Source organism: Pseudoalteromonas sp. SK18, from assembly GCF_001974855.1.
Classification (GTDB): Bacteria; Pseudomonadota; Gammaproteobacteria; order Enterobacterales; family Alteromonadaceae; genus Pseudoalteromonas.
Genome location: NZ_MTQB01000002.1, coordinates 331,669 through 354,804 on the forward strand (window position 1 = coordinate 331,669; position 23,136 = coordinate 354,804).

The following is a 23,136-nucleotide window of genomic DNA, read 5'->3' on the forward strand; positions in this document are numbered from 1 at the left end:
TTTATCTATCAATAGCCAATCTTTCTTGTAAAATTGTTTCGATCAACGCACTACGGCTAATATTTTGTGCATCTGCCATATCACTCAAAGCCTGATACAACTGTGACGAAACTTTAAATTCAACACGCTTTAAACCACGTGCTTTATCTCTTTTTATTTGATTACGTTTATTGACCTTTAACTGCATATCCCGTGGAAGGGGATTGGTTTTTGGTCTACCTGGACGTTTCTCGTATTCAAATAAATCAAGCGTTGTTCTATCTGTTTCTGACTTGGCCATGCTTAACCTACACCCGCACCTTGCCAAAATACCTGAATAAGTCCTTTGGCAATAAAGCCAGAGCAACCTAAAAAAAGTACCAGCCACACAATATAACGACCAAATTTAGGCACATTGCCGCTTTTCAGTACGTCTTTTATTGCCAAGCCGATAAAAATAAAAATACCTGCTAAGCCAAAATACAACCCTAAGGTATCAAATTCGTTAATAAACTGACTGACCATCGACGTATAACCTTTAAATTAAACGGCGCGTACTATAGCACATAAATCTTTAATTATTTAGTGTGATAAATCAAAAACACGCCACAAAAATAACATTAAACTGTAGTTAAAAAATCATTGATTGCTTTGTTTACAGCCTGTGGTTTTTGGGCATGTAACCAATGACCCGCACCATGAATGATTTTTGCACTCACATTTTTAAACAGCGCATTAATCGCGTCACGGTGCTCGGCTAAAATGTAGTCAGAGTCATTACCTTTAATAAACAGAGTTTCGCATAAACAAGAATTATTTGCATTAATGTTGTCGGTAATTGTTGAATATTTATTATCAAGCACTGATAAATTGAATCGCCAAACAAATTTTCCTTCATCATTTTTATATAAGCTCTTTAATAAAAACTGACGTACCCCTAGCTCTTCTATATACGGTTGCATTATTAAATCAGCTTGCTTTCTATCACTAATATCGGCATTTTTTACTGCATTTAATGCCTCAAGAATTTGGGTATGACGACCAGGGTAGCTCACTGGTGCAATATCAAGTACCACCAATTTATCGACCAGTTCGCTATGAGTTAATGCAACTTGCATCGCCACTTTACCACCCATGGAATGCCCAACAATGTGTGCTTTTTGTATTTTTAATGTCGCCATTAATTGCACAATATCATTGGCCATGGCTAAGTAATCCATTTCATCACTGTGCTGGGAAAGACCATGGTTTCGTAAATCGACATTGGTTACACGAAAGTGTTCACTTAATGGCTTTGCAATCACATTAAGATTTTCTAAAGAGCCAAACAGTCCATGGATCAAAACAACATCAGGACCTTGACCAATTTGTTTGTAATTTAATTGCATAAACATCTCCCATAATTTTGCGCATAGTTTGCCGAGCATTAACTTAAAAAGCAAAAAATACAGATATTATTTAAACGCTGGATGCAAAGATAGCTAGCTTACTGATTATTTGGTCATTATTAATTATATGTTTAGGGTAGCGTGGGTTGTAACTCGCATTTCTAACTGGATTGGGTATATACCCAAACCATCACAAGATACAGAATTCAGCGTTTCACCGGGGCTTAATATCAAGGCGTTAGTTTGCAACAATGGCAATCCCTTTTAAAAATTAACAACGATGAGAGTAAGTTCCTGTGAAACGCCCAGAGGGTTGGTTTAAAAGCGATTTATACTGCGTTATTGATTTTAGCAATAGAATGACTATTGTTTGTAATCAATGCCTTGCTTAAATCGCTTTTAATTCCAACTGAAACTCGCATCTTGAGGTGATTTGGGTATAATCATATCGAAAGAAAAATGTGGCCCGTAATGACAGGAAGAACATGAAACAAATCGACATAGACGACGAGTTATATCAGTACATTGCTAGCAATACCCAGAGTATTGGTGAAAGTGCATCGACTATTTTACGTCGTTTATTAAATCTCAGCGGCGAAAAAATTCACACCACAAAATCAGACACTGATCATAAAAATGAAACCGTTAGTGTGTCTAATTCATCTGAAGAACAACAAGTCGCTGCCGTTGAACAGCCAGCCTCTGTGGCGAAAGCGCCAGTAAATAAAAAGAATGCAAACGTATTTAATATTTTAAATAAAGAAGAACTGGCAATGCAAAAAGGTGTTGTTGGTCGTTTCTTATTTATATTAAGTGCATTTTACCGAACGCACAAAACTGACTTTTCAGCAGTGCTTGATATAAAAGGCCGCGATCGTGTTTATTTTGCGACCAGTAAAGAAGACTTAGTCAATAGCGGCAGTAGTATGAACCCTAAAAACATCACCGACAGTGAATATTGGGTGATGACCAATTCGAATACTACACGTAAAAAAATGATGCTGCATGAAGTTGCACTTAGCTTGGGCTATAGCAATGAGCAAGCTGAAAAAATTCGTGATTATCTTTAAGGAAATACCATGGCAATTCATTCCGGCGCAGGCAAAACTGCACCACAATCGGTTTTAGTGAATGTACCAAAGCTAGTGTCTGCGTATTATTTAAATGAGCCTGATCTAGAGCAAAACCCAGAACATTGTGTTGCCTTTGGAACCTCAGGGCACCGTGGTTGTGCGTATGATGTGAAATTTAATGAATCCCACATATTATCAATCACCCAAGCTATTTGTGATTACAGAAAGCAAAACGATATATTTGGTCCATTATTTTTGGGTAAAGACACCCACGCGTTAAGCGAAGCGGCCTTTAACTCAGCGATAGAAGTGCTGGTTGCTAACGAAGTGCAAGTGATCACCCAAGAAAATGGCGACTTCACACCAACACCGGTAATTAGTCACGCTATTGTTAGCTACAATAAAAACCACCCGAATGAATTAGCCGATGGCATTGTTGTTACTCCGTCTCATAATCCACCGGAAGATGGCGGTTTTAAATACAACCCACCTAACGGCGGTCCTGCAGATACAGATGTAACAAAATGGATTGAAGATAGAGCCAATCAGCTTTTACTCGAAGACCTAGTTGAAGTAGAACTGTTTCCGTTTGCTAAAGCGTCGCGTTCTGGTTTTATCCGCTATGAAGATTTAATGACACCGTACATTAATGATCTAGAAAACATTGTTAACTTAAAAGCGATTAGTGATGCAGGTATTAAAATTGGTATCGATCCATTAGGTGGTTCAGGCATTAACTTTTGGCCAGTGATTGCTAAAAAATATAATCTAGATTTAACCGTTGTGAATGACAGTGTTGATCCGCGTTTTGCATTTATGCCGCTGGATAAAGATGGCAAAATTCGTATGGATTGCTCATCGCCTTATTCAATGGCGAATTTAATTGCCCTTAAAGATGATTTTGATTTATCGATAGGTAATGACCCTGATTATGACCGCCATGGCATAGTAACACCAGACGGATTAATGAACCCAAATCACTTTTTAGCGGTAGCCATTGATTATTTGCTAACACATCGTGACTGGGATGCCAGTGTTGAAATTGGTAAAACCCTCGTTTCTAGCTCAATGATTGATAAAGTCACTGAGCGTAATAACCGTAAAGTTAAAGAAGTGCCGGTTGGTTTTAAATGGTTTGTTGAGGGGTTAAATAAAGGTAAATTGGCTTTTGGTGGTGAAGAAAGCGCTGGGGCAGCCTTCTTACGTTTTGATGGCACTGTATGGTGTACAGACAAAGATGGCTTTATCATGGGGCTACTTGCTGCTGAAATTCTTGCAGTTACAGGTAAAACACCGTCTACGTTATATAAAGAACTAGAGCAAGAATTTGGTGCACCAATTTATAAACGTTTAGATGCGCCAGCGACGCCTGAGCAAAAATCACGTTTAAAAGCCCTCAGTGCTGACGATGTTAAAGCCGATACCTTAGCCGGTGAGCCAATTATGCAAAAACTTACTCATGCGCCAGGTAATAATGCAGCAATTGGTGGATTAAAAGTAGTAACTGAAAGTGGCTGGTTTGCAGCGCGTCCGTCAGGTACTGAAGATATATATAAAATATATCTAGAATCATTTAAAGGCGAAGAGCATTTAGCCTTATTAGAAAAAGAAGCTAAAAAACTGGTTGATTCAGTAATTAGCTAATCTGCAATTAAAATTACAAACGGCTGATTTATTCAGCCGTTTTTGTATCTACAATTTATAAAACAAAAAGGGCTCTTATAGTGATGTCAGCCACTTCAGAATATATTAATCAATTAAAACAAGATGGTGATTTTTTAACGCTTTCTCGAAACCATGAATGGCATTTGGATGCAGGCCAATTTACCCTTAATAATAATACGCAAGTAACTGTGCATGATACCGGTGTGATTGAGTTTGAACCTGATTGTATAACGTCAAAGAATGTGGTGCTTTCAAGTGCCATTCATGGCAATGAAACAGCCCCCATTGAAATTTGCGATGAACTGATTAAACACATTATTAGTGGGCAACTTGAATTACAACAACGGGTTTTATTTATTTTTGGTAACCCTCAGTCAATTAATATTGGTAAACGCTTTGTAGAAGAGAACTTAAACCGCTTGTTTAACGGTTACCATACTGTTGATGGCATTGCGATGAACGACGAACGTGTTCGTGCTGCAAAACTTGAACATTACGTTAGCGATTTTTATGCACGCTCAGAGCAGGACACGTATCGCTGTCATTATGATTTACATACCGCTATTCGTGGTTCTAAAAATGAAAAGTTTGCTGTTTACCCATTTTTACATGGTAAGCCGTGGAAAAAGTCGCAACTGCAATTTTTATTAAGTTGTGGTGTGAATACGGTATTAATGATGAAATCACCTGCTACCACGTTTAGCTACTATTCATCGTTTGTGCATGGGGCTGACTCGTTTACTGTAGAGCTTGGCCAAGTAAAACCCTTTGGTGAAAACGACATGTCACGCTTTACAAAAACCAAGCAAACATTAACTGCATTAATTAGTCAAAAAGAAGTGGAATACCCTAAATTTAATGCAAATGACTTTGAGTTGTTTTCTGTTCATCGCACAATTAACCGAACAGAACAAAACTTTAGCTTTCCGTTTTCTGATGATGCCGAGAACTTTACAGGCTTTGCAAAGGGTGAGCTTTTAGCAACTGATGGTGATAATGCAATTTATGCGGACGTAGAAGGGGAAGCGATTATTTTTCCTAACGCACAAGTTGCTATTGGACAACGTGCACTATTAACGGTTGTCCCTATGCAAGTAGACAGCCGCTTTAGTTAATTCAACACATCAGACCACTTGTTATTAAAGTTTAACCAACTGATTAATAAGTGGTTAATTTTATGTATAGTTAACTTGCCAGTTTTTTGCTCAATATTTACTTTTGTTTGGTCACAGTTTTGTTGAATAACACTTTACGTTAACGTAAAGTGTTGGCAGCTTTAATTAAATACAGTGCAGATGTTGCAAAGTTTATTCAGCAACAATCACCCATAATAATAATTTAAAGGGGCACTGTGATACCGACAACAAGAGAAGGTAGGTTATGAGTAATCCCAATAACGTATCGCTGAATATTAACCATGAGCTTGAGTTCATCGACGGCCACGCGCTTAATATTCCAACCCTTAGTATTTTAACTGAGGACGGCGACATTCATCCTAGTGCTCCTGCACCTGACATTTCTAAACAAACCGCTATTAAATTATACGAAACCATGCGTTTTATTCGTTTATTGGATGAACGTATGCAGGGTGCTCAACGCCAAGGCCGTGTTAGCTTTTACATGCAGTGTTTAGGTGAAGAGGCTGCCGTAACAGCCTCTGCGGCAGCCCTTGATCAAGATGATATGATTATGGCGCAATACCGTGAGCAAGCGGCGTTGCATTACCGTGGTTTTACGCTTGACCAATTTATGAATCAGATGTTTTCTAACGAATTAGATCTTGGTAAAGGCCGTCAAATGCCGATCCATTATGGTTCTAAAGCACTTAACTACATGACAATTTCATCGCCATTAGGAACTCAAATTCCACAGGCCACCGGTTACGCATACGGTCAAAAAGTAAAACATATCGATGCTAAAACAGGTGAACTAGCAAGCACTATTGATAACGTCACCATTTGTTATTTTGGTGAAGGTGCCGCTTCAGAAGGTGATTTTCACGCAGGTCTTAACATGGCTGCAGTGCACAAGGCACCGGTTATCTTTTTTGCACGTAACAATGGTTATGCTATTTCTACCCCAGCTGATGAACAATTTAAAGGTGATGGTATTGCATCGCGTGGCGTAGGGTATGGTATTAAAACCATACGTGTTGATGGCAGCGATGCACTCGCTGTTTATGCAGCAACTAAAAAAGCCCGAGAAATTGCAGCAACCCAAGGTGAACCTGTACTTATTGAATCGATAGCTTATCGTTTAGGGGCGCACTCAACGTCAGATGATCCTAGTGGCTACCGTTCAAAAGATGAAGAAGCAAACTATAAGGCGTGCCCAATTGAGCGCTTTAGAAAATGGCTAGTAAAACAAAACTGGTTAGATGACGCAGAAGATATAAAAGCGAAAGAAACAATTCGTGATGATATTTTGGCGGCACTTAAACGCGCTGAAGTAATTGATAAACCAGCCTTAGAAGAGCTGATTTCTGATGTGTACGATACACCAATTCCATCTTTACAACGCCAATATGATGAGCTTAAAACACATATAAAAGCCCATCCTGATGCCTACCCAACAACAGCAGGGAGAATTAAGTAATGGCTAAAATGAACATGCTACATGCAATTAATTCTGCTTTAGATATCACTATGAATGAGCACCCTCAAGCGTGTATTTTTGGTGAAGACGTGGGTTATTTTGGCGGTGTTTTTAGAGCAACATCAGGCTTACAAGAAAAATACGGTAAGCACCGAGTGTTCAACACGCCGCTTACAGAGCAAGGCATTTTAGGTTTTGCTAATGGCTTGGCCGCATTTGGTGCACCAGCGCTTGCTGAGATTCAATTTGCTGATTACATCTTTCCTGCGTTTGACCAAATAGTGAATGAATCGGCTAAGTTTCGTTACCGTAGTGGTAATGAATTCAACGTGGGTAATCTAACAATACGCACACCTTACGGCGGCGGTATTGCTGGTGGTTTGTATCACTCGCAATCGCCAGAAGCGTATTTTGCCCATACACCAGGGTTAAAAATTGTCGTGCCACGTAACCCTTATCAAGCTAAAGGCTTACTTCGCGCATGTATTAAAGACGATAACCCAGTGCTATTTTTTGAGCCAAAACGTTTATATCGTGCATCTACGGGTGAAGTGCCAGAAGAAGATTACAGCATTGAACTAGGTAAAGCTGAGGTAGTTCAAGAGGGCACTGACGTTACTTTATTGGCGTGGGGCGCACAAATGGAAATCGTAGAAGCAGCCGCTAAACAAGCCAGCGAGCAAGGTATTAGCTGTGAGGTGATTGACCTTCGCAGTATTTTACCGTGGGACGTTGAAACTCTTGCTAAATCAGTGACAAAAACGGGTCGGCTTATTGTTAGTCATGAAGCACCTATTACTAATGGTTTTGGCGCCGAAATTGCGGCAACCATCGCTCAAGAGTGTTTCTTGCATTTAGAGTCACCTATTTTACGTGTCTGTGGTTTAGATACACCATACCCGCTGGCGCTTGAAAAAGAATATGTTCCAGATGCATTGAAAGTAATGGCCGCAATTAAACAATCAGTGAACTTTTAGGGGTTTCCATGGCTAAAGATTTTATATTACCCGACATTGGTGAAGGCATTGTTGAATGCGAAGTAGTCGAATGGCTGGTACAAGAAGGTGATACAGTAAAAGAAGATCAGCCTATTTGTGATGTGATGACAGATAAAGCCTTAGTGCAAATTCCTGCGGTACACGATGGGGTGATCACTAAGCTGCATTGCAAAAAAGGCGATATTGCTAAAGTGCATGCGCCATTATTTGCAATGGATGTTGCCGGGGAAGCACCCAGCGAAAAGACTGAAACATCATCGGCACCAACATCTACTCGTAAACACTTAGAAGATTTTATCTTACCCGATATTGGTGAAGGTATTGTTGAGTGTGAAATTGTAGAGTGGTTAGTAGCAGAAGGCGATGAGATTGAAGAAGACCAAGCTGTTTGTGATGTAATGACTGATAAAGCGTTGGTACAGATACCGGCTAAATATACCGGTACTGTACAAAAGCTATATTATCAAAAAGGTGAAATTGCCAAAGTACACAGCCCGTTGTTTCAAATGACCATAGCAGGTCAAGCTGCAAAAGAAGATGTTGATGTTAATCAAGCGGTCGTAAAAGCACAAAGCAATGCAACTACCGATGCACCGGTTAAACAAACACAACCACAAACTGCGATTGTTAACGAAAAAGCAGTTGCCTCACCTGCGGTTAGACGTAAAGCGCGAGAGCTTGATGTAGATTTAACTTGCGTACCAGGCAGTGGTAAAAATGGTCGTATTTATAAACAAGATATTGAAGCGTTTATAAAAAATGAAGTGCCATCTGGTATGGATACTTCTGAGCTTAACAAACCACAAGCTTCTGAGAGTAAAAAAACCAGCAGTACTGAACATGCAGCGAGCACAGGTGGAACGCGAACAGAAGCGATTAAAGGTATTAAAGCGGCCATGGCAAAACAAATGGTAGCGTCGGTTTCTACTATTCCACATTTTACCTACAGTGATGAAATTGACTTAACTGATTTAATTGCACTTCGAACTGATCTGAAAGAGCAATATAAAGCTCAGGGCGTTAAGTTAACTATGATGCCATTCTTTATTAAGGCGTTATCGTTGGCTATGAGTCAATTTCCAGTACTTAACTCAAAAGTAAATGATGATTGTAGCGAAATTACTTACTATGACGATCATAACATTGGAGTTGCGGTAGATTCTAAAGTCGGTTTATTAGTGCCTAATATTAAAGCTTGTCAAACTAAAAGCATTGTAGAGGTTGCTAACAGTTTAACTCAGCTTACTGATTCTGCTCGCGAAGGGCGAGTTGCACCTGATGATTTAAAAGGTGGCACTATTAGCATTTCTAACATTGGTGCAATTGGCGGCACTATTGCAACGCCAATCATAAATAAGCCAGAAGTCGCGATTGTGGCACTTGGTAAATTACAGCACCTTCCACGCTTTGATCAGCATGGGCAGGTAGTTTCACGTGCAATTATGCAAGTAAGTTGGTCAGGTGATCACCGTGTAATTGATGGCGGCACGATAGCGCGCTTTAACAATTTATGGAAAGAATACTTAGAGCAACCAGCTAAAATGATGATGGCAATGCGCTAATCTTTTTCATTAAGTTGTTAATAAAAAAACCAGCAAATTAGCTGGTTTTTTTATATCTTGAAAAGTAAATTAATAAAAGGTAAAGCGATTTAGCTGAAAAAATACAGTCCATAACCCACTAATAACGCCGGAACTGCGGTATATAGTGTGGCAATAATGGCCGCTTTGGGTGCCATAGCAATGGCAGGGAAAAGCGCATCGCCATCATTAGAAATGGCGTTCGCAGCTAAAGCACTAAACGGTATCACGCCTTGAATGTATAAAGTGGTGACAATGATTTGCGGTCCACAACCGGGTAAAAAGCCAATTAATACCGCAATAAATGGTGCTAAATAGGCAAAATTTAAAAACCATGTTTTTAAATCAAGGCCAAACACGGTAACCAGTAGTTCAAATAACACAAAGGAGGCAACCACCCACGCAGTTACAAAATGAGTATCTTGAAGTACTTTTGTTATTTTTGAAGGCGGACTGCATACATCATCTTCTGAGGTTACTTCTTTATAGCTTTCACCTTTTGATGATAGCGCCCACATAAACACCACAAATAGTGCCATTAAAGCACCAAAAAAGCTGACCGCATTTACTACATGATTGCCAAATTGGCTTAAATCAATATTAAACGCCAGTATAAAAGCAATCAATAATCCAGGAATAATAGCCATTAACCAAATAGGCTTGCTCAACTTTATTATTCTGGTTGGCAATACAGTCACCGGTTGTGTTTGCTTTTGATTGGTAGGGCATAAATAACCCGTTTTATGTAGTTTATTAACTAGCAAGCCTGCTAGCGTTCCAACGACTAAGCCTATCGCCATTATTGTTAACCCGTCAGTAGGGCGTGTAGCTAATAATAAAAACGCAGCATCACCCATAGTGGCTGTTAATACCGCGACAATAGCCCCAAAGCTTGCTTGTCCTTTTGTAAATTGAGTCACCACAATGATTGCACCACCACAGCCTGGCAGCATACCTAAAAAAGCAGCAAAGCTGACCTCTAACACAGGAGACTTAGCATTTAGATAACGAAGCTCTAGTTGGGGTAAATGATCAATCGCGTAGTAGTAAATAAATAGGGTCGCAGCAACAAATACACTGACTTGAAAAAAAGCATCACTAAGTGCAGTGATTGTTATAGTGCGTAAGCTGGGCAGGGCTAAACAAACTAAAATTAACAGTGGTAAAATTAGGCGTTTATTTTGATGAAAAACACGTTTTGCAGCTGGCGAAATAACTCCCAAATGTTCTGTTAAAAACATACAGTACGACCTAATTAATAAACTAGATCGCACTGTACTATTTCATTAAATGATAATCAATATCATTTGGGTGGTTTCTTGAGAACGTTTATTTACGTTGAAACTCTGAGTTTTCATTCCAAGTAGGCCATTGAGTTTGCTGTGAAATATCAAAACCTACTTTATAAAATAGTTGTAAATCTTGAACCGCACCTGATAAATCCCACTCATCACGATATCTATCACAAGGCTGGTGGTAACAACCGCGCAATACTAAACTCATACGCTTGCGATAATTAGCCGTTTCTTCGTCAAATGCTTCTGAACCACCACCGGCATACATAGCAGGTACACCCATATTGGCAAAGGCAAAGTGATCTGAGCGGTAGTAACCACCTGAAGATGGTTTAGGGTCGCCCGATACTGTTCTACCTTGCTCTTTAGCAGCCGTTGCTAATAGTTCATCCATTTGCGATTTACCAATACCCACCACACTAATATCTTTTACTTTTCCTAATAGGTTTAAGCTATCCATATTAATATTAGCAACGGTTTTATTTGCTGGAATAACCGGGTTAGCGGCGTAATATTTTGAGCCAAGCAAGCCTTGTTCTTCAGCGGTTACCGCTAAAAAGGTCATTGAGCGGTCAGGGCGTTTACCTAGTTTAGTAAAGGCTTCAGCCACTTCGATCATACCGGCTGTACCTGTCGCATTATCGTGGGCACCATTATAAATTTGATCGCCTTTACGATTTTTATCCGTTCCTAAATGATCCCAATGCGCAGAGTAAATAATATGCTCATCTGGCGTTTTACTACCCGGAAGAGTGGCAATAAAGTTATATGATACCGATTTTTTGATGGTATTTTTTACATTCACAGTGGCTGCTAAATCGCCCATATCTACATGGTAAGCCCCTTTAGCCGCTTCTGCTTTAGCAGTATCAAAATCAAGGCCTGCTTTAGTAAATAGCTCTTTTGCTACATCAACAGTAACCCAACCTTCAACAGCAACACGATCCATGTTGTTATTATCTTTTACAAAACCAAACTGCTCGCCACTCCACGAGTTCTCAACCACTGACCAAGGGTAAGACGCCGGTGCTGTTTCATGAATGATAATAGCGCCCGCTGCACCTTGACGGCTTGCTTCTTCGTATTTATAAGTCCAACGGCCATAGTAGGTCATGGCATCACCGGTAAATAAGTTTGGATCTTTAGTTGCAAAACCAGGATCGTTTACCAGCATCACGACGGTTTTACCCTTAACATCTAGGCCTTCGTAATCATTCCAGTTATATTCAGGTGCGTTAACACCGTAGCCGACAAATACCAGCTCTGAATTTTCAATCCCTTCTTGCGCACTTATACGGCTACTACCCATTACCATGTCTTTTTTGTATTGGTAGTCTTTACCGCCAATATTAAGCACCATGTCTGAGTCTGCTTCTAATGATACAAGCGGTACTTCTTGAAAAAAGCTATCACCGTTACCCGGTTCAAAACCCAATGCAGTAAATTCTTTTGTTAAGTAATCAAGCGTAAGCTTTTCACCTTCAGAGGAAGGGGCACGGCCACCAAATTCATCAGAAGCTAACACTTTTACGTGCTTTGCAATTTCATCGGCTTGAATGCTGTTATAGCCTTTAGCGACATCGTCAGAAGTGATACTTGTTGTTGCACAACCTGCTAAAATTGCGGTTGTGATTAAGGTCAAAGAAAAATAACGTTTCATATTGGCTCTTTTTTTGTTCTAAGTGGCGTTAGTATATGAACTTCTGTTAATTAGAACCAGTTTTTGCGGTAAACTGTTAGGGATAAAAATGTACAGTAAAGGTAACAATGAAGCGTTTTACTCCCCCAGAACAATTCCAAGCAACTAGCCTAAACACAGGGGCATTTGCTCACTTACGTCAGTTGTTTAAAATTCATCAACAATCAGACTGGCCTGAACCTGCGTATTTTTCCCCGTACCTAAACGCCATAAACGCAAATAATCTCCCCATTCGTTTTGTCGATGATGCAAAGGTTGACTTTGCAGAGCGTTATTATGAACAAGTCATTTTTGAAACAGGGGAAGTCCCCACGCGCCAACAAAATTGGCATGATCTGTTTGGTGGTTTTATTTGGTGCTTATTTCCAAAAACAAAAGCCCTTATTAATCAGCGTCATGTTGATGAAATAGCGTTGCATGGATTAAAACAGCGTAGTAAACATCGTAACGCTTTAACCCTATTTGACGAATGCGGTGTGGTTTTAGCTATTAGTGATTCTAACTGGAAAGAGTGCTTAAGAGACCACCAATGGAAAACAGCGTTTATACAGCATAGAGAGCTGTGGGGTAAAACCATAGCGCCATTTATGTTTGGTCATGCTAATTATGAAATGTTGACTAAGCCTTATATTGGGCTCACAGGCAAAGCCTTATTTGTAAATGTACCGGATGAAATATTTTGTAAAGATTTAGTAACGCAATACCAGTACCTAGATCAGCGACTTTATGAGATGATTAAACACGATGATTGTTTAGCCGATAATAAACAGCTTTCACCCTTACCCTTATTAGGTGTTCCTGGTTGGTGTGAGGAAAATAACAATTCATCATTTTACGACAACACGGACTATTTTAGACCGAAACGAAGGACACGAAAATGATAGAAGTCACCGCGCTTAAGAAGAAGTTTAAGCTCACTAAAGATCATAAAAAAAATAAAACAGATGAAGTAGACCCACGCGAAGATAAAGACTTTTTTCATTCAGTAAAAAATGTCAGCTTTAGCTGTGCAAAAGGCGAAGTATTAGGGCTGTTAGGGCCTAATGGCGCGGGTAAAACCACCACCTTAAGAATGATTTCAACCGCATTAAAACCGGATGATGGCAGTATTACTATTGCTGGAAATGACATAATTAAAAAGCCACTCATTGGGCGTAAATCTATCGGTTTTTTGTCTGGCTCTACTGGTTTATATGGCCGTTTAACGGTAAAAGAAAATATCGAATATTTTGCAAAGCTACATGGCATGAGCAAGCAGGCAATCAAGGCACGCTGTGAAGAGTTATTTACCTTACTCGATATGCATAAATTTATTGATAAGCGCGCTGAAAACTTATCAACCGGTATGAAACAAAAAGCCAATATAGCGCGTGCTGTAGTGCATCACCCAGATGTTGTTATTCTTGATGAGCCAACTACCGGGCTTGATATTATGACCACGCAAACAGTAATTAACTTTATTAAAGGCTTAAAAGCACAAGGAACTCCGGTTATTTTCTCAACGCACCATTTAGATGAAGTTGCACTTTTATGCGACCGTGTAGCGGTCATTAATGAAGGTATAAGTTGTTTTGATGGCACCCTCGCTGAATTTAAACAAGCGGGTAACAGCGAAGAATTAAACCAAGCGTTTATGAACATATTAACGGAGAAGCAAGATGTTTGAGGTATTTAAAAAGGAATTAACAGAGCTGCTACGCGATAAAAAAACCTTGTTGTTCGTGGTGGTATTTCCGATTGTGGTTTTTCCGTTGTTATTTGCTGTGGTTGCGTTTATCTCTTCGCAAGCCGCGCTTGATGCAGAGCAAAAAGTGAATACTTATGCGATTATCAATGGCGACTTTGCCCCAGAATTTACTGATAAAGTGTTTTATCATAAAAGCTTTGAGTTATATAAAGGCGATAAAACCTTCAATAGTGTTGAGGAGCTAAAAGCAGGCGTAACTGCTGGCGATATCGACATGGGGATATACTTACCAAGCGATGCAGTGCAAACATTAGATGATAAAAAGCAAAGTGAATGGCAAGTTGTATTTAATGATTCAAAATCAATTAACTTCTTATTTGAGCGTGTAAAAGAGCTTGCTAAAGAGTACAGCGATACACTTCAAGAAAGTAAACTATTAAGCTTTGGTATTGATAAAAGCGCACAACAATCTATTTTAAAGCCAATTAATGTGGTTAAAGTTGATACTGCAGACAAACGTGAAAACTTAGGTGAAAAAGTAGGTGGGTTTTTACCTTATTTACTTATCCCGTTAGTACTGATGGGGGCAACTTACCCAGCAATAGATTTAGGCGCTGGCGAAAAAGAACGTGGCACGTTAGAAACTTTACTACTTACGCCAATTACTCGTACAGAGCTAGTATTGGGTAAATTTATAACTCTACTCACTACTTCAATCGCATCAACTACTATCACCGTGATTAGTATGGGGTGTTGGATAGCATTAGCACTCGCATTTGCTGATCTAGAGTTTATTAAAGCCGCGTTTAGTACATTAGGTATTACAGACTTGCTGATGATTTTTGTATTGTTATTGCCAATTGCAGCTATTTTTTCTGCATTAGCATTGGCTATATCAATCTATGCACGTTCGTTTAAAGAAGCACAAAATTACATGACGCCATTAAGTATGGTGGTATTTTTCCCAATTATTATTTCCATAATGCCTAATATGGAACTGACCGCTAAAACAGCCTTTATTCCGGTTACTAACGTCGCCTTAGCGATTAAAGAAATTATTAAAGGCACCGTCGATTACACGCTGGTTGGATTGATATTTTTAGCTACGGCACTGATAGCCGGTGCGCTACTGGCATTTTGTGTTAAGTGGTTTAACCGCGAAGACGTGTTGTTTAGATAACCATTTTAATTGCAAAGTATTTAAAAAGGTCGCACAGCGACCTTTTTTTATAAATTATCATGATGAGAGAGTGCTATATGCTTAATCTAAGCTCTGTGTTTGAAAGTTACTAGATAAGCAATTAATAAAAAACCGCTGTATGAAAAAATCATACAGCGGTTTTTTTATTAACTTTAAGCTTATGCATTAAATTGATTTTTGATTGTTTCAATCGCGCTATCAATATCTATCATTAGCTTTTCGCCAGTGCGGCGGTTTTTAAGTTCTACCTTGTTTTCATCAAGGTTACGCTCACCAATTACAAGCGTGTAAGGCACACCAAGTAATTCCATGTCGTTAAACATAACACCAGGGCGTTCCTTACGGTCATCAAATAGCACATCTAGGCCTGCATCTTTTAAACCTTGGTATAGGTTATTAGCAATATCAGGAATACGATGCGATTTATGCATATTCATTGGCACAATTGCTAAATCGAAAGGCGCGATAGCTTTAGGCCATGTAATACCGTATTGGTCGTTATTTTGCTCAATAGCTGCAGCAACAATACGTGATACACCAATTCCATAACAACCCATAGTCATTATTTGGTTTTTACCTGATTCGCTCAGTACACCTGCTTTCATTGCTTCTGAGTACTTAGTACCTAGTTGGAAAATATGACCCACTTCAATACCGCGCTTGATTTGCAACGTGCCTTGACCACATGGGCTAGGATCGCCTTCTACGATATTACGGATATCAGCAACTTCGTAGTCTGTTACGTCGCGATCCCAGTTAATGCCACTAAAGTGCTCATCGTCTTTGTTGGCACCGGCTACAAAATCAGCCATTACATTCGCTGTTCTATCAACAATAATAGGCATGTTTAAGCCAACAGGCCCTAAAGACCCTGGTTTTGCGCCAATGGCAGCAACAATATCTGCCTCGGTTGCCATTTCTAGTGGAGAATCAACCAGTGGGTGTTTTTCAGCTTTAAGTTCATTTAGTTCATGATCGCCACGCAGTACTAATGCAACAAGGCCGCGTACGCCGTCTTCATTAGGAGTGCCATAAACCACTAATGTTTTAACACCGCGATGGGGTTTTACACCATAGTGTTTTTTCAGCTCATTAATTGTTTTAGCATCAGGCGTTGGGAATGCTTTTAGCTCTTTGCTTGCTTGTGGGCGCGCTTCAGTTGGCGCTAGTGCTTCGGCTTTTTCAATATTAGCGGCATAGTCGCTGGCATCACTAAAAGCAATGGCATCTTCGCCAGATTCAGCGAGTACATGGAACTCATGCGATACACTACCGCCAATAGAGCCTGTATCTGCAATTACTGGGCGGTAATCTAAGCCTAAACGTTCAAAAATATTACAGTAGGCTTTGTGCATTACTTGATACGTTGCATCTAAACATTCATCGGTTAAATGGAATGAATAGGCATCTTTCATAGTAAATTCACGGGCACGCATAACACCAAATCGTGGGCGACGCTCGTCACGTACTTTAGTTTGTACTTGGTACAAAGTAATTGGTAGTTGTTTGTAGCTGTTAATTTCTTTACGAACAAAATCGGTGATCACTTCTTCATGGGTAGGACCCATAGCAAATTCACGATTATGACGGTCGGTAAAGCGCATTAACTCAGGACCAAACTCACTCCAGCGGCCAGACTCTTCCCATAAATCAGCAGGCTGAATAACAGGCATAAGCATTTCAATTGCGCCGGCTTTATCCATTTCTTCGCGTACTATGTTTTCTACTTTTCTTAGCACACGTAAGCCAGAGGGAAGCCAAGTGTATAAACCCGAAGCGACGCGACGGATCATTCCGGCTCTAAGCATTAATTGATGCGAGACAATTTCCGCATCGGATGGCGTTTCTTTAAGTGTAGCGAGTATATATTGACTAGTACGCATGTTTTTTCCGAAATAGAGTGATATGTTCTTTTAATTAAGGCGCTCAGTTTACCAGCGGTTGCATTGACACTAAAGCGCTAAGTGATTTTTTATCGCATTTTATAGCCATAGCAGGGCTTTACAGTAGGTTTAACTAATTTCTATATCAGTAACGAGATGGTGAGAGTCAGTCACTTGCCAAGTAATATTGTATTCATACAAATTCATACCATAGCTTTGCATGCCTTGTTTTTGCTTTTTGTAGGCAGGGCGTGGATCTTGTTTTAGCACATTACTAATAAACGCTTGTAGCTCAGGGTAGTGTTGTTGCTTAGCAATAAAATCGAGCGCTTGCTCACTAAATTCAACACTCATTTGAGTTTCTGGACGCGTATCGGCAAATCCAGCGCTTGCATCCGGTAATGAGTCTGAATAGGGTAAATAAGGCTTTATATCTACAATGGGTGTGCCATCAAGTAAATCTATACCGGCGAGCAATAACGCTAACTGCCCGTTCTTATATTCAATTCCCTCTAACTTTACAGCGCTCATACCAATGGCATTTGGACGAAAAGTAGCACGGGTGGCAAATACGCCTTTGCGTTCGTTACCGCCTAAGCGAGGCGGGCGCACCATCGCTGAATAGCCTTTATCAGCAGTTTCATGAAAACGAAATATCAGCCAAATGTGGCTAAATTCATCTAAACCACGAACAAATTCTTCACGATTAAACTCTTTGGCAAAAATAAGTTTAGCTTTAGCTTCAGGCACTAAACGTGGCTGCCTAGGTATAGCAAATTTTTGTTTGTACGGAGATTGAATATGGCCAATAGCCGAAATTTGATAATCGCTCATAATGCTCGGTTATAGAAAAAATAGAGCATTATTCTACCTGTTATTAACGTTGCTGGCATTAGCTTAATATAATCAGCATAAAGAAATTTTAGACTGATTGGTTTAAATGTGGAATAAAAAAGGGCAAGGCTAAACCTAGCCTTACCCTCACATTGCAATTATTGAGTTGTTATTAAAACATGTATTGAAATGATACTGACGCAACATCCATTTCTGGATCAATATCATCTTCTAATTCGTAACGTTCATACTCTAAACGCACTTGCATATTGGTTGTAAAGGCATATTCAATACCTGCACCGTAAAATACGTCACCACCATCTTGAGATGCACTGATGCTGCCAACGGGTAGTTCTTGAGTAACGTCAGCATCCCATTCAAACCAACCACCTTTTGCATAAACAGAAAAGTCTTCAGTGATAGGTGCTGCAAACCGCGCGGCTAACGATACGCCATCAATTTCTGCTTTACTGTCTATATCACTCACTTCATCAAAGTTTTGATAAGCAAGCTCAAGGCTTAAATGTTCATTAAATTGAGTACCAATGTAACCTTTTAACATTTGCGCGTCGTCATCAAAATCGATGTCGTTTTCGCTATCCTCAAACTGAAATGAATATTGGCCATAACCAATACCGGTATAAATGCGTGGAGAGTCCATGTCGGTAACATCAGCCTGTGCCGCTGAATTAAAACCCAGTGTTGCTAAAGCAAGTGCAGAAAGAGAAAGTGTTTTAATCATTGTATAGCTCCTTTAAAAAATAATATCGATGTGTTCGACTTAATTTATCAAACATCAATTTACTAATTGCAGTGAGCGTGCCAAGTATTGCTTAGCCTAAAATTTGTACTTTAGTGGGTATTTATTGAACTAACTTGGTGTGTTTAGTACGCAAAATATTCAGGCATTCAGCGTACTGTAAATGTATAAAAATTAAAAAATTGTAGCTTTTACAGGTTGTTGTAGTTTATACATACCTGCAAAAGGTACTAAGTTAAACTTTATCTAATAGGTTTTCTGTTTCTATGGCTATTTGTTTCATTTTAATTGCGTAGTTCTCAAGCTTTTTGTCTTCGTCAGTAACCGATTTAAATTCTGGCACTGCCACGGGGTAACCTGTTTCATCCATAGCAACAAAGCTAATAACACAGTGGTTGGTTTCAACTAGGTTTTGCGTTTTCGGATCGCCACAGCGAACCTGAATAAAAATTTGCATACTAGTTTTGCCGGTATGTGCAATTTTTGCCTCAACTTCTACAATTTGGCCCACTAAAATAGGGCGGCTAAACTTAACGCCTGCAACCGATACCGTTACACAGTAATGGCCGCTCCAGCCCGCAGCACAGGCATAACCCGCTTGGTCAATCCACTTCATGACCACACCGCCATGCACCTTACCACCAAAATTTACATCGGTTGGCTCTGCTAAAAAACGAAAAATTACACTCGACGACGCCATAACACACTCTCATTTATTCATATTACTTAACAGCATAGCGCAAAAAAGGGGCCGAAGCCCCTGCAATTTAGGATAAGTTTATAATTTCAATAGAAAGGATGTTACATATTAGGGTAGTTAGGGCCACCAGCACCTTCAGGTGTTACCCAGGTAATATTTTGGCTCGGATCTTTAATATCACAGGTTTTACAATGCACACAGTTTTGCGCGTTGATCACAAAGGTTTGCTCGCCTTCTACCTCTTGCACTTCGTAAACACCAGCAGGGCAGTAGCGCTGCGCGGGTTCATCAAATTTAACTAAGTTAACCTTAATCGGGATTGATGCATCTTTAAGCTGTAAATGACATGGCTGCGACTCTTCATGGTTAGTGTTAGATAAAAATACCGAAGAAAGCTTATCAAAACTGAGTTTTCCATCTGGCTTAGGGTAGTTAATTTTTTCAGCCTGGTCAGCGTCTTTTAAAGTTGCATGGTCAGGTACGTTATCTTTAAAGCTAAACGGTAGGGCACCCTTAAATATATTTTGATCAAGCGTGTTGTATGCGCCGCCTGCAAATTTACCTAAGGTATGCATAGCAGGGCCAAAGTTGCGAGACTGATACAGCTCTTTATACGCCCATGACTTTTTAAACTCAGTAGTGTATTGAGTTAAATCAGTATTGGCTAAATCGTTTTGTAGGGCATTAAAAATAACTTCAGCGGCTATCATGCCTGATTTCATTGCCGTGTGGTTGCCTTTAATTTTTGCAAAGTTAAGCGTGCCTGCATCACAACCCACTAGCAAGCCACCCGGGAAGTGCATTTTGGGTAATGAATGTAAACCGCCTTTAGCAATAGCACGTGCACCGTAAGCAATGCGCTCTCCGCCTTCAAGGGTGTTTTTAAATACCGGGTGATGTTTTAATCGTTGAAATTCATCAAATGGGCTTAAGTGTGGGTTAGAGTAATTTAAATCAACAATTAACCCCACAACCACTTGGTTGTTTTCGCTATGATACATAAAGGCGCCACCGCCAGTGTCACCACTTAATGGCCAACCGGTTCCGTGTACAACTTTACCCAACTGATGTTTAGATTCATCAACTTGCCAAATTTCTTTAAAACCTAGACCATAATGCTGTGGTGAACATTCATCGTCTAAAGCAAACTGATTGATCAGTTGCTTACCTAAATGACCGCGACAGCCCTCAGCAAATACTGTGTACTTAGCGCGTAGCTCCATGCCTGGCATGTAACCGTCTTTTTCATTGCCATTTTTATCTACACCCATATCGCCAGTAATGATGCCTTTTACAACATCATCTTCAATAATGACTGAATGCGCACTAAAGCCAGGAAATATTTCTACTCCAAGGTTTTCTGCTTGCTCTGCCAACCAGCGACATACATTACCCATAGAAACAATGTAGTTACCGTTATTATGAAACGTATTAGGTGTAGCAAAGTGAGGAATTGAGGTTGCTTTATGTTCGTTGTTAAACCAGTAAATTTCATCATTTACCACTTTAGTCGACACAGGAGCGCCAAGCTCCTGCCAATTTGGCAGTAATTCGTCCAGTGCTTTGGTTTCAAAAACGGCACCTGATAATACATGTGCTCCAACTTCTGAGCCTTTTTCAACTACACATATCATGCACTCTTGTTGTTTTTCTTGTGCTTGCTGCGCGAGTTTAATTGCTGTTGAAAGCCCCGCAGGACCTGCCCCTACAACAACAACATCAAATTCCATGGTTTCGCGTTCAATCATAATAACCTCTTTATCTATGACGGACTCACCTTTGCTTTATTTGGCAAAAAGTAAGCTAAGCAACCCGTTTCTTTGTTATGCAAATTAAACGTTACAGGTTGTGAATAGTTTAAGGTTATTTTAGGTTGACGTTTACGTCAACAGGAAGTAGTCTGATTTCATAAAATAAATAGGTTGACGTGTACGTTAGCTTATAGGTTTAAATAATTATGGAGTCCCTATGAAAGTTCTCGTACCAATAAAAAGAGTGATCGACTACAACGTAAAAGCTCGCGTTAAACCTGACAACAGCGGTGTTGATTTAACTAACGTAAAAATGGCCATGAACCCATTTTGTGAAATTGCGGTAGAAGAAGCGATTCGTTTAAAAGAAGCGGGTACTGCAACCGAAGTGGTTGTTGTTACGATTGGCGCTAAAGCATCTCAAGAACAATTACGCACAGCACTGGCTTTGGGCGCAGATAAAGCGATTCATGTTGAAACAGAAGAAAATTTAGAGTCTTTACATATAGCAAAATTGCTTGCCAAAGTAGTTGAACAAGAATCGCCTGAACTGGTTATTTTAGGAAAACAGTCAATCGATTCTGATAATAATCAAACAGGTCAAATGCTAGCGGCGCTGACTAACCGTGGTCAAGGTACGTTTGCTTCTAAAGTGGTTATTGAAAATGGCAAAGTAAATGTTACTCGTGAAGTTGATGGCGGTTTACAAACCGTTGCACTTAATTTACCCGCAATAGTCACCACCGATTTACGTTTAAATGAGCCTCGTTATGCGTCGCTACCTAATATTATGAAAGCCAAACGTAAGCCGTTAGAAGTTATTGCGGCTGATTCGCTAGGTGTAGATTTAGCCCCGCGTATTGAATTGGTCAGTGTAGAAGAGCCTGCAAAACGTAGCGGCGGGATTATTGTTGAAGATGTTGCACAGCTTGTAGAAAAACTTAAAACAGAGGCAAAGGTGATTTAAATGAAAACTCTTGTAATTGCAGAGCACGATAACGGTGCCTTAAAACCAGAAACCTCAAAAACGATTAATGCCGCTAAAAAATTAGGCTTTGACGTAGATGTATTATTAGCAGGCATAAACCTTGGCGCCATGAGTGAGTCACTCGCGAGCATTGAGGGTGTTGCGAATGTTTTACTTGCTGATAATGCAGTTTATGAGCATCAACTTGCTGAAAGCATTACAGATCTAGTGTTATCACTTGCAGATAGTTACAGCCATATTGTGGCAAGTGCAACTACTACAGGTAAAAACTTTATGCCGCGTGTTGCCGCATTATTAGATGTAGCGCAGATTTCAGAAATTATTGACGTAATTGACGCAGATACATTTAAGCGCCCAATTTACGCGGGTAATGCTATTGCAACGGTTAAATCGCTCGATAGTAAAAAAGTGATCACAGTACGTGCAAGTAGCTTTGATTTACAAGGCGAGCAAGCTCCAGCTAATGTAACCGCTGTAGATGCAGTCTCTGATTCACAGTTAAGCAGTTTTGTTAGTGTTGAACAAACTGAATCAGAGCGTCCAGAGCTAACGGCTGCAGATGTGGTTATTTCGGGTGGTCGTGGTATGCAAAATGGTGAAAACTTTGCACTATTAAATGGTATTGCCGATAAACTCGGTGCAGCTATTGGTGCATCACGTGCAGCGGTTGACGCGGGCTTTGTGCCTAACGACATGCAAGTAGGGCAAACAGGTAAAATTGTTGCGCCTAATTTATATATTGCCGTGGGTATTAGTGGTGCCATTCAGCATCTTGCGGGTATGAAAGATTCAAAAGTTATTGTTGCCATTAATAAAGACCCTGATGCGCCAATATTCCAAGTGGCTGATTACGGTTTAGTTGCTGACTTATTTGATGTTTTACCACAGTTAGAGCAAGCATTATAAGCAACAGCAATAAGCAGCTCCTAAAGTAACAAATTCTGATTTAAAGCCGCCGTTTCATTATTGATTCTGCGGCTTTTTTAATTCAACAACTCCACTTATCTAAATTACTTGCGATTTAGGTTTTTTTATTACAAAGTGACAGCGTTGTCATTTG

At 39.8% G+C, this 23,136-nt stretch carries 21 protein-coding genes; 11 read left to right on the forward strand and 10 right to left on the reverse strand.

Annotation, left to right across the window (positions count from 1 at the left end; all coding sequences use genetic code 11):
• Window position 1: 1 nt before the first annotated feature.
• The 3 genes from ybfE to BW139_RS03355 all read right to left on the reverse strand — a co-directional run bounded on the left by ybfE (window position 2) and on the right by BW139_RS03355 (window position 1,367).
• Complete coding sequence (gene ybfE / locus BW139_RS03345) at window positions 2-280, reverse strand: LexA regulated protein (protein WP_008113775.1); 279 nt, start codon at window positions 278-280, stop codon at window positions 2-4.
• Window positions 281-282: 2 nt separating this feature from the next.
• Window positions 283-504: a DUF2788 domain-containing protein gene (locus BW139_RS03350; protein ID WP_008113777.1), complete on the reverse strand. Its 222-nt coding sequence runs from the start codon at window positions 502-504 to the stop codon at window positions 283-285.
• A gap of 95 nt (window positions 505-599) precedes the next feature.
• A complete protein-coding gene (locus tag BW139_RS03355; protein ID WP_076918665.1) occupies window positions 600-1,367 on the reverse strand; it encodes an alpha/beta fold hydrolase in 768 nt (255 codons plus the stop codon).
• 485 nt (window positions 1,368-1,852) lie between these two features.
• Here BW139_RS03355 and seqA point away from each other — a divergent pair, with 485 nt between their 5' ends.
• From seqA to BW139_RS03385, 6 genes are all read left to right on the forward strand, one after another.
• On the forward strand, window positions 1,853-2,437 hold the full coding sequence (gene seqA, locus BW139_RS03360; protein ID WP_076918666.1) for a replication initiation negative regulator SeqA: 585 nt from the start codon (window positions 1,853-1,855) through the stop codon (window positions 2,435-2,437).
• A 9-nt stretch (window positions 2,438-2,446) separates the two neighbouring features.
• Complete coding sequence (pgm, locus tag BW139_RS03365; RefSeq protein ID WP_076918667.1) at window positions 2,447-4,084, forward strand: phosphoglucomutase (alpha-D-glucose-1,6-bisphosphate-dependent); 1,638 nt, start codon at window positions 2,447-2,449, stop codon at window positions 4,082-4,084.
• Between the two features lie 83 nt (window positions 4,085-4,167).
• The gene (gene astE, locus BW139_RS03370; RefSeq protein WP_076918668.1) at window positions 4,168-5,220 is read left to right on the forward strand and encodes a succinylglutamate desuccinylase; all 1,053 of its coding nucleotides are present in this window, start codon (window positions 4,168-4,170) and stop codon (window positions 5,218-5,220) included.
• A gap of 265 nt (window positions 5,221-5,485) precedes the next feature.
• Window positions 5,486-6,700 carry a thiamine pyrophosphate-dependent dehydrogenase E1 component subunit alpha gene (locus BW139_RS03375; protein ID WP_008466734.1) on the forward strand — a complete coding sequence of 405 codons (1,215 nt, stop codon included), beginning with the start codon at window positions 5,486-5,488 and terminating at the stop codon, window positions 6,698-6,700.
• On the forward strand, window positions 6,700-7,677 hold the full coding sequence (locus tag BW139_RS03380; RefSeq protein WP_076918669.1) for an alpha-ketoacid dehydrogenase subunit beta: 978 nt from the start codon (window positions 6,700-6,702) through the stop codon (window positions 7,675-7,677). The genes BW139_RS03375 and BW139_RS03380 overlap by 1 nt, the downstream gene beginning before the upstream one ends.
• Window positions 7,678-7,685: 8 nt before the next feature.
• Complete coding sequence (locus BW139_RS03385) at window positions 7,686-9,260, forward strand: dihydrolipoyllysine-residue acetyltransferase (RefSeq protein WP_076918670.1); 1,575 nt, start codon at window positions 7,686-7,688, stop codon at window positions 9,258-9,260.
• A gap of 89 nt (window positions 9,261-9,349) precedes the next feature.
• Here BW139_RS03385 and BW139_RS03390 read toward each other — a convergent pair whose 3' ends face one another.
• Window positions 9,350-10,519: a putative manganese transporter gene (locus tag BW139_RS03390; RefSeq protein WP_076918671.1), complete on the reverse strand. Its 1,170-nt coding sequence runs from the start codon at window positions 10,517-10,519 to the stop codon at window positions 9,350-9,352.
• A gap of 88 nt (window positions 10,520-10,607) precedes the next feature.
• Entirely contained in the window at window positions 10,608-12,233 is a 1,626-nt protein-coding gene (locus BW139_RS03395; RefSeq protein WP_008113796.1) for a M28 family metallopeptidase, read from the reverse strand.
• 107 nt (window positions 12,234-12,340) lie between these two features.
• Here BW139_RS03395 and BW139_RS03400 point away from each other — a divergent pair, with 107 nt between their 5' ends.
• Genes BW139_RS03400 through BW139_RS03410 form a run of 3 tightly spaced genes read left to right on the forward strand, consistent with a single transcriptional unit; the run spans window position 12,341 to window position 15,139 of the window.
• A complete protein-coding gene (locus BW139_RS03400; RefSeq protein WP_076918672.1) occupies window positions 12,341-13,153 on the forward strand; it encodes a DUF3025 domain-containing protein in 813 nt (270 codons plus the stop codon).
• On the forward strand, window positions 13,150-13,938 hold the full coding sequence (locus BW139_RS03405) for an ABC transporter ATP-binding protein (protein ID WP_076918673.1): 789 nt from the start codon (window positions 13,150-13,152) through the stop codon (window positions 13,936-13,938). Before BW139_RS03400 ends, BW139_RS03405 begins: the two co-directional genes overlap by 4 nt.
• A complete protein-coding gene (locus tag BW139_RS03410) occupies window positions 13,931-15,139 on the forward strand; it encodes an ABC transporter permease (protein WP_008113802.1) in 1,209 nt (402 codons plus the stop codon). Before BW139_RS03405 ends, BW139_RS03410 begins: the two co-directional genes overlap by 8 nt.
• A 179-nt stretch (window positions 15,140-15,318) precedes the next feature.
• On the opposite strand, the gene BW139_RS03415 is transcribed toward BW139_RS03410, so the two are convergent.
• The 5 genes from BW139_RS03415 to BW139_RS03435 all read right to left on the reverse strand — a co-directional run bounded on the left by BW139_RS03415 (window position 15,319) and on the right by BW139_RS03435 (window position 21,085).
• On the reverse strand, window positions 15,319-17,043 hold the full coding sequence (locus BW139_RS03415) for a proline--tRNA ligase (protein WP_076918674.1): 1,725 nt from the start codon (window positions 17,041-17,043) through the stop codon (window positions 15,319-15,321).
• 129 nt (window positions 17,044-17,172) lie between these two features.
• A complete protein-coding gene (gene tsaA / locus BW139_RS03420; RefSeq protein ID WP_076918675.1) occupies window positions 17,173-17,877 on the reverse strand; it encodes a tRNA (N6-threonylcarbamoyladenosine(37)-N6)-methyltransferase TrmO in 705 nt (234 codons plus the stop codon).
• Between the two features lie 172 nt (window positions 17,878-18,049).
• Complete coding sequence (locus BW139_RS03425) at window positions 18,050-18,619, reverse strand: outer membrane beta-barrel protein (RefSeq protein ID WP_008113810.1); 570 nt, start codon at window positions 18,617-18,619, stop codon at window positions 18,050-18,052.
• Between the two features lie 253 nt (window positions 18,620-18,872).
• Window positions 18,873-19,337: an acyl-CoA thioesterase gene (locus BW139_RS03430; RefSeq protein ID WP_008113812.1), complete on the reverse strand. Its 465-nt coding sequence runs from the start codon at window positions 19,335-19,337 to the stop codon at window positions 18,873-18,875.
• A 101-nt stretch (window positions 19,338-19,438) separates the two neighbouring features.
• The gene (locus tag BW139_RS03435; protein WP_076918676.1) at window positions 19,439-21,085 is read right to left on the reverse strand and encodes an electron transfer flavoprotein-ubiquinone oxidoreductase; all 1,647 of its coding nucleotides are present in this window, start codon (window positions 21,083-21,085) and stop codon (window positions 19,439-19,441) included.
• Window positions 21,086-21,305: 220 nt separating this feature from the next.
• Here BW139_RS03435 and BW139_RS03440 point away from each other — a divergent pair, with 220 nt between their 5' ends.
• A complete protein-coding gene (locus BW139_RS03440; RefSeq protein ID WP_008113816.1) occupies window positions 21,306-22,055 on the forward strand; it encodes an electron transfer flavoprotein subunit beta/FixA family protein in 750 nt (249 codons plus the stop codon).
• Window positions 22,056-22,982, forward strand: a complete 927-nt coding sequence (locus BW139_RS03445; protein ID WP_076918677.1) for an electron transfer flavoprotein subunit alpha/FixB family protein — start codon at window positions 22,056-22,058, stop codon at window positions 22,980-22,982. It begins immediately after the preceding gene.
• The last annotated feature ends 154 nt before the right edge of the window (window positions 22,983-23,136 follow it).

Excerpts from the sequence above, each read along its gene's own strand:
- BW139_RS03430 (WP_008113812.1), bottom strand. The coding sequence starts at position 19,337 with ATGGCGTCGTCGAGTGTAATTTTTCGTTTTTTAGCAGAGCCAACCGAT.
- BW139_RS03440 (WP_008113816.1), top strand. The coding sequence starts at position 21,306 with ATGAAAGTTCTCGTACCAATAAAAAGAGTGATCGACTACAACGTAAAA.
- BW139_RS03400 (WP_076918672.1), top strand. The coding sequence starts at position 12,341 with ATGAAGCGTTTTACTCCCCCAGAACAATTCCAAGCAACTAGCCTAAAC.
- pgm (WP_076918667.1), top strand. The coding sequence starts at position 2,447 with ATGGCAATTCATTCCGGCGCAGGCAAAACTGCACCACAATCGGTTTTA.
- BW139_RS03350 (WP_008113777.1), bottom strand. The coding sequence starts at position 504 with ATGGTCAGTCAGTTTATTAACGAATTTGATACCTTAGGGTTGTATTTT.
- BW139_RS03355 (WP_076918665.1), bottom strand. The coding sequence starts at position 1,367 with ATGCAATTAAATTACAAACAAATTGGTCAAGGTCCTGATGTTGTTTTG.
- seqA (WP_076918666.1), top strand. The coding sequence starts at position 1,853 with ATGAAACAAATCGACATAGACGACGAGTTATATCAGTACATTGCTAGC.
- BW139_RS03395 (WP_008113796.1), bottom strand. The coding sequence starts at position 12,233 with ATGAAACGTTATTTTTCTTTGACCTTAATCACAACCGCAATTTTAGCA.
- astE (WP_076918668.1), top strand. The coding sequence starts at position 4,168 with ATGTCAGCCACTTCAGAATATATTAATCAATTAAAACAAGATGGTGAT.
- BW139_RS03445 (WP_076918677.1), top strand. The coding sequence starts at position 22,056 with ATGAAAACTCTTGTAATTGCAGAGCACGATAACGGTGCCTTAAAACCA.
- ybfE (WP_008113775.1), bottom strand. The coding sequence starts at position 280 with ATGGCCAAGTCAGAAACAGATAGAACAACGCTTGATTTATTTGAATAC.
- BW139_RS03435 (WP_076918676.1), bottom strand. The coding sequence starts at position 21,085 with ATGATTGAACGCGAAACCATGGAATTTGATGTTGTTGTTGTAGGGGCA.
- BW139_RS03385 (WP_076918670.1), top strand. The coding sequence starts at position 7,686 with ATGGCTAAAGATTTTATATTACCCGACATTGGTGAAGGCATTGTTGAA.
- BW139_RS03375 (WP_008466734.1), top strand. The coding sequence starts at position 5,486 with ATGAGTAATCCCAATAACGTATCGCTGAATATTAACCATGAGCTTGAG.
- BW139_RS03410 (WP_008113802.1), top strand. The coding sequence starts at position 13,931 with ATGTTTGAGGTATTTAAAAAGGAATTAACAGAGCTGCTACGCGATAAA.
- BW139_RS03415 (WP_076918674.1), bottom strand. The coding sequence starts at position 17,043 with ATGCGTACTAGTCAATATATACTCGCTACACTTAAAGAAACGCCATCC.
- BW139_RS03425 (WP_008113810.1), bottom strand. The coding sequence starts at position 18,619 with ATGATTAAAACACTTTCTCTTTCTGCACTTGCTTTAGCAACACTGGGT.
- tsaA (WP_076918675.1), bottom strand. The coding sequence starts at position 17,877 with ATGAGCGATTATCAAATTTCGGCTATTGGCCATATTCAATCTCCGTAC.
- BW139_RS03380 (WP_076918669.1), top strand. The coding sequence starts at position 6,700 with ATGGCTAAAATGAACATGCTACATGCAATTAATTCTGCTTTAGATATC.
- BW139_RS03390 (WP_076918671.1), bottom strand. The coding sequence starts at position 10,519 with ATGTTTTTAACAGAACATTTGGGAGTTATTTCGCCAGCTGCAAAACGT.
- BW139_RS03405 (WP_076918673.1), top strand. The coding sequence starts at position 13,150 with ATGATAGAAGTCACCGCGCTTAAGAAGAAGTTTAAGCTCACTAAAGAT.